Origin of the sequence: Streptosporangium sp. NPDC005286, assembly GCF_040607515.1 — a bacterium.
GTDB lineage: Bacteria > Actinomycetota > Actinomycetes > Streptosporangiales > Streptosporangiaceae > Streptosporangium.
Window position 1 is genome coordinate 1 of the sequence record NZ_JBEXGU010000310.1, and the last position, 5,350, is coordinate 5,350.

Below are 5,350 nucleotides of genomic sequence, written 5' to 3' on the forward strand. Positions count from 1 at the left end.
TCCGGGTCGGTCTCCGACGTATCGGACAGGTAGATCTCGTGGTGCAGGCCGTTCCGGACCAGCCCCTCGCTCCGCATCAGCGCGTCCATCCTGGCGAGGGTCTTCGGCTCCTCCGCGTACGGTCCGCGGTGCAGAGCCTGCACGCACAGTCCCTCGGTGAAGGTGACGAGCTGCACCCTGGCGGCGGCCGGGTGCCCCGCGGACTGGCGCGCCTCGTCGGCCCACGCCTCGTCCACCGGCTCCGGCAGCCGCAGGAACAGGTGCCACCACCACTCCTCGCGCGGCACGTCGAGCGGCGGCCGCTCGTCCTCGGCCCACCAGCGGCCTTCCAGGGGGGGCATTTCGAACGGCCGTACGGAGCGGGCCGCGATGCCGAGCAGCGCCCCGGCGACGGCGTACAGCGCTCCCACGCTCGTCGTGTAGACCGGTCCGCCCGGCGCTCCCTGCCCGGTGACCGAGAGCCCGCGCGCGGGGCCGAACTCCACCGCTTCGGGATCGTCCGCGGCCGAATACCAGCTCATTCCGGGTCCTCCAGTTTGATCATCAGATGGGTCACCAGCCGGTCCTGCGGTGTGGTGGCGGGATTGGAGACGTACACCTCGCGCAGCGGGCCTTCGGGCGTGTGCCCGCGCTCGCCCACCCAGGCGAGCAGCGCGTGCGCGGTGAGCGGGATCTGGTGGTAAGGACCGACGTGCGTCACCGAGGCGTACAGACCGCCGGGCAGGACGTCCGGGGACGTCCCCGGCACGTCCTCGGACGTCTCCACGGCGACGGCCACGGTGAGCTCCGGCGCGAGGTCGAGTGGGAACAGCCCGATCATCAGCCCCCTCGGGTCACCCACGGCAGCGAGCAGCCGGGCCACGCACGCCGAGGTGACGACGCCGATCCGGTCCAGTGTCGCGACGTCCCTGACGACGGCCACCCGCCGGGCGGGCTCGCGGACCACCGTCACCTCCGGCCGCTGCAGCCCTTCGGAGAGGATGCGTTCGAGCGCGGCGAAGTTGCGCTCGCGGCGCGCCAGATCGGCCTCCATCCGGTCGCGTACGTCACCGAGCGCAGCCGTGTCGCCGGACAGCACCCGCCCGATCGAGGGCAGCGGCACGTCGATGGAGCGGAGCAGGCTGATCAGCATCGCGGCGCGTGCCTGGTCCGGCCGGTAGTAGCGGTAGCCGGTGTCCGGATCGACGTGGTCCGGGGTCAGCAGGCCCAGCTCGTCGTAGTGCCGCAACTGCTTGACGCTGAGCCGGCAGAGCCTCGCGAACCGCCCGATCGGCAGATATCCCTCGTTCACGCCATCAGCATGGAGGCTCCCACAGTGGGAGGGTCCAACCGGGCGAGAATCGATCGAGCCGGAGGGCCGGAGTGCGTCCGGGAGGTCGCCCCAGCGGGGTTCGGCACGCTCAAGAGCCGACCCCGGAGATCGCATCCGGCCTCGTCCCTGCCGTCCCGCCACTCCGTGACGGCACATTCAAGAACCGACGCCGGCCGGGGATCCTCGTCGGCCTCCCGCGAGGTGGCCCCACATGGACCGGCGCGGCCGGGACCCGTGTCGTGGGTCCCGGCCGCGCCGGAGTCTTTCAGCGTCCGGGTTGGTGCCGACCGCCCTGTCAGCAGCCCCTGGCGGCGAAGGCCAGGAACTGGGTGACCTCCTGCTCGCTGAAGTTATCGTCGGAACCGATCACCAGCGTGCACTCACCGTTGCGCAGACGCGGTCCCCAGGCGAGGCTCTCCAGGTTCTGCACCGGTGTCCGCACCGTGCTGAGGTCGGAGACCAGGCGCTTGGAAACCGGGCGATACGGGCGGCCGGTCGACAGGCTGTCCCTGTTCAGCACGTTCGTGGCACCGCGCAGGTCGATCTCGTACAGCTTGACCTTGTAGTTGACGCCCTCGATCCAGGAGCGTTCGAGGGCGAGGTAGCGGTAGTCGTCGATCGCCAGGATCTCCGAGACGCCGCTGTCGGACTGGCCGGTCGGCGGGATCGGCGCCGCCGGCAGCGGGTCGATCGGGTAGACGTACTGCCCGCGCGGCCTGCCGTCGCGGCTCCACACGGTGATGCGGGCCGGGGCGCCCTTGGTGGCGGTCGGCGGCTCGCCGTCCTCGTACCTGGGACCCTCGGTGACCGCCGTAATGGTGCGCGCCGTGGAGGTCAGGCCCTCGAAGCCGAAGTTGCGCCGGGGGCCGCTGTCGGTGGTGGTCATCTTCATGTTGCGGGGGGTCGTCAGCTCTCCGAGGTGGCGTCCCCGGGTGTTGGTCCAGCGGACGAACAGGTCGGAGACCGGGATCTCGGGATGCGTCGCGTCCGGCCGGTCGCCCTCGTGGCCCCAGAGCAGCCGGTTGCTCCACCTGTCGTAGCGGATCGTCTCGGGATCGGCGGACTCGGCCTGGCCGTAGGCGGGATAGGGGGTCCCGTCGGGACGCCGCAGGGTGGTGACCCCGGTGAGGTTCACCCCGGTGAAGGCTCCGGTGACCGGGTTGATGTCAAGGCGGCCGGTGTAGAAGCGGGCCGGGTTGTAGCGCCACCGGTCGTCGGAGATGAAGTACCAGGTGCCGGTACGCGGGTCACGGTCGATGCCGGAGATGCCGCCGACCGTGGTCCCCCGGAACCGCATCTTGTTCGGCAGGCGCTGCTCGCCGAGGAAACGGGTGATCCGGACCCCCCTCGTGGGCGCCGCGGCCTCCGACCGGGCGTCCGCCGTCGACCGTCGGGCGTCCGCCGTCGACGCCTGCGCGCCGACGGCCCCGAGGCTGACCGCCGTCGCGATCGCGGCCGCGATCGCCGCGATTCTTCGCGAATTGGCCATATGACTCTCCTCATCCCAGAAAAGATCCCGAAGGACTGGCGGGAATATGAGATCGCGGATTGCTGAGAATATCCATGAGAATCAGCACTTGAATGCTCATTGGCCGCTCAATGACAAGGAAGAATCAGCCATTTTTCCTGCATTTTCAGTTTTGAAGTCGAGGAATACGACAATGCGCCCGAAAGCATGCGGGCAGGGCATCCCATCACCGCCGATCAGGATGGCCGGTCACCCGCCGGACACGGGTCCGGGTGCGCGCGCACGGCGGGAGTACGCTCGAAGGGACGCCGACAACCCCGCCGGGTCTATGCCACATTGGACGGCGAATCATGGCGGATATCGAACCCACGTGCGAACTACATCTACGGATATTCGGTCAGCCCCACGACCTGATGCTGCGCCTGCACGGCCACGAACCCACCGAGGACGACGTGGCGAGTTGGATGCGGGCCGGTTCCGTGATAAGGCTCCAGGTCACCGAGACGGCAGGCCGGACCCCGCACACCATGCTGGTGAATTTCGGCAGCGTGGTTTTTGCCTGGATCTGCCCTTACCAGTCCGGCCGGGGATGAATCTGTGAAGCCGGGCTGCCGCCCCCAGGTATCCGCAGGTCCGGACAGACACAATGATGACCGACTATTTACGCACCTATCGCGACGTGTACGAGAATAGACCCCTAATACCGCCAAAGTGCCGCAGAGCCTGCGATCCATTCCAGTGCCGAGCCCCGATGAGGCCGCCCCCCGGCGCCGGATTCTCCCCCACATCCGCCACCGTGACCGCCGATGGGCGCTTTCACCGCGTGAGGCCCGCATCCGCCATCCGGAGCGGCCAGTGACCCGGCCAGCGACCGGGCCGATGACCGGAAGGTGAGGCGGCCGGCCCGCCCAGGCGGCCCTCTCAGCATCCACCCACCCGCGCCCTCGGCTCCATCCCGGCCGCCCCGCCGGGGGGCGATGCGCCCGAGTCATTGACAAAATAGAATTTTATGTACAGGCTCGATTTTGCGATGAGAGATGTCCTGTATCTGGAGCAGATCGATCAGGCCGAGGCGCTGCTCAAACCGCAGCGTATCGAGGTGCTGCGGCGGCTCGCCGAGCCGCGCTCGTGCACCGAGGTGGCGGCCCTGCTCGACCAGACCCCGCAGCGGGTCTACTACCACGTGAAACGCCTGGTGGAGGCGGGCCTGGTGACCCAGGTGTCCGAGCGCAGGGTGCGCGGCATCCACGAGGGCGTCTACCAGGCGAGCGCCCGCTCCTACTGGCTCTCACCCCGTCTCGTCGGCCGGATCGGCCTGCGCAGAACCCAGGACGAGCTGGGCCTGGGCTACCTGCTTGACCTCATGGAGGAGGTCCAGGCCGATATCGGCGCGCTGGACAGGACCGCGCCCGAACTGCCGTCCGTCGGCGTGTCCGGCGAGATCCGGGTGCCGCCGGAACGGCGCCAGGAGTTCCTGAACGACCTCCAGTCCACCCTGCAGGACCTTTTCACCCGCTACGGCGGCGCCGAAGGTGACGCTTTCAAGCTCGCCGTGGCCTGCTACCCCAAGGGAGAACCCCGTGAGTGAGCCGATGAGGCTGAACGCACGCGTGGCCGCACCGCTCAAGGCGGTCCACCACGCCCTGACCGACCCGGGCGAGCTACGGATCTGGCTGGCCGAACACGCCGAGGTCGAGCTGCCGCACCGGTACGAGTTCTGGGGACGCCACACCCCCGAGGGCCACGCGCCCCACCAGCGCCCGCTGCACGTCGACGACCACACGCTGCGCCTGTCGTGGCTGATCGACGGCGAGGAGACGACGGTCGAGATCCGGCTGGAGGAGGAGAGCGCGGAGTCGACCGCCCTGTCGCTCTCCCAGACCCATTTCGACTACCGGGAGGCGATCTCCGGCAACGGCGGCGTCCGGGGGACGCTGCAGACGTTCTGGTGCCTGTCGATCGCGAACCTGATCGACCACCTGGAGGGCCGCGAGCTCACCCCGAAGTGCGACTTCACCTCCCCGCGAATGCAGGAGCGGTTCCTCATCGGCGCCTCGCCCGAGGAGGTGTACGACTCGCTCGTCGACTCGGAGAAGTTCAGCCGGTGGTTCGGCTACCGGATCGACATCGAGCCGTACGTCGGCGGGCGCTTCGCCATGGGCGGCTTCGAGGTGGACGAGGCGCCGGGGAAGGTCGTCGAGGTGGAGCCGGGCCGCAGGTTCTCCCTGGAGTGGCCGGGCTTCGGCGTCTCCAGCTGGGAGCTGGAGGGCTCGGACGGCGCGACGCGGCTCACCTTCGTGATGAGCGGCTTCGACGAGGGCAACCCCCCGTACGCCGGGTGGATGGGCTGGCTCAGCGGCGTCGCCGAGCTACGCCGCTTCCACGAGCTGAGCGACTGGCAGCCGATCTGGTTCGATTTCGAGCCCCCCACCCTGCCCGAGGAGACCACCGCGACCAGGTGACCGCGCGCCACCCGCCCTAGGCCCTGTCCTGTGGATCTTGCCGTGGCGAGGATCGGTCAGGTGGTGTCTCGCAAGGCGGAGGAGGGAGCCGCAGCGTGCTGCGGTGAC

General features: G+C 69.3%; 6 protein-coding genes. 3 read left to right on the plus strand and 3 right to left on the minus strand.

Annotated elements, in window-relative coordinates; all coding sequences use genetic code 11:
- The 3 genes from ABZU75_RS45100 to ABZU75_RS45110 form a co-directional block, all read right to left on the minus strand.
- Positions 1-521, minus strand: a 521-nt coding sequence (locus tag ABZU75_RS45100) for a GyrI-like domain-containing protein (RefSeq protein ID WP_355569281.1), incomplete at its 3' end; no start/stop codon positions are given.
- A complete protein-coding gene (locus ABZU75_RS45105; RefSeq protein ID WP_355569285.1) occupies positions 518-1,291 on the minus strand; it encodes a MerR family transcriptional regulator in 774 nt (257 codons plus the stop codon). The genes ABZU75_RS45105 and ABZU75_RS45100, both read right to left, overlap by 4 nt.
- A 316-nt stretch (positions 1,292-1,607) precedes the next feature.
- The gene (locus ABZU75_RS45110) at positions 1,608-2,801 is read right to left on the minus strand and encodes an esterase-like activity of phytase family protein (protein ID WP_355569288.1); all 1,194 of its coding nucleotides are present in this window, start codon (positions 2,799-2,801) and stop codon (positions 1,608-1,610) included.
- Positions 2,802-3,130: 329 nt separating this feature from the next.
- Here ABZU75_RS45110 and ABZU75_RS45115 point away from each other — a divergent pair, with 329 nt between their 5' ends.
- From ABZU75_RS45115 to ABZU75_RS45125, 3 genes are all read left to right on the plus strand, one after another.
- On the plus strand, positions 3,131-3,373 hold the full coding sequence (locus tag ABZU75_RS45115; protein WP_355569292.1) for a hypothetical protein: 243 nt from the start codon (positions 3,131-3,133) through the stop codon (positions 3,371-3,373).
- Positions 3,374-3,810: 437 nt separating this feature from the next.
- Positions 3,811-4,368: a helix-turn-helix domain-containing protein gene (locus tag ABZU75_RS45120; RefSeq protein ID WP_355569295.1), complete on the plus strand. Its 558-nt coding sequence runs from the start codon at positions 3,811-3,813 to the stop codon at positions 4,366-4,368.
- Positions 4,361-5,242, plus strand: coding sequence for an SRPBCC domain-containing protein (locus tag ABZU75_RS45125; protein ID WP_355569298.1), 882 nt, complete (start codon positions 4,361-4,363; stop codon positions 5,240-5,242). Before ABZU75_RS45120 ends, ABZU75_RS45125 begins: the two co-directional genes overlap by 8 nt.
- Positions 5,243-5,350: the final 108 nt, after the last annotated feature.

What these genes read in the sequence shown, in the direction of transcription:
- ABZU75_RS45110 (WP_355569288.1), bottom strand. Translation starts at nt 2,801, where the DNA reads ATGGCCAATTCGCGAAGAATCGCGGCGATCGCGGCCGCGATCGCGACG.
- ABZU75_RS45115 (WP_355569292.1), top strand. Translation starts at nt 3,131, where the DNA reads ATGGCGGATATCGAACCCACGTGCGAACTACATCTACGGATATTCGGT.
- ABZU75_RS45120 (WP_355569295.1), top strand. Translation starts at nt 3,811, where the DNA reads ATGAGAGATGTCCTGTATCTGGAGCAGATCGATCAGGCCGAGGCGCTG.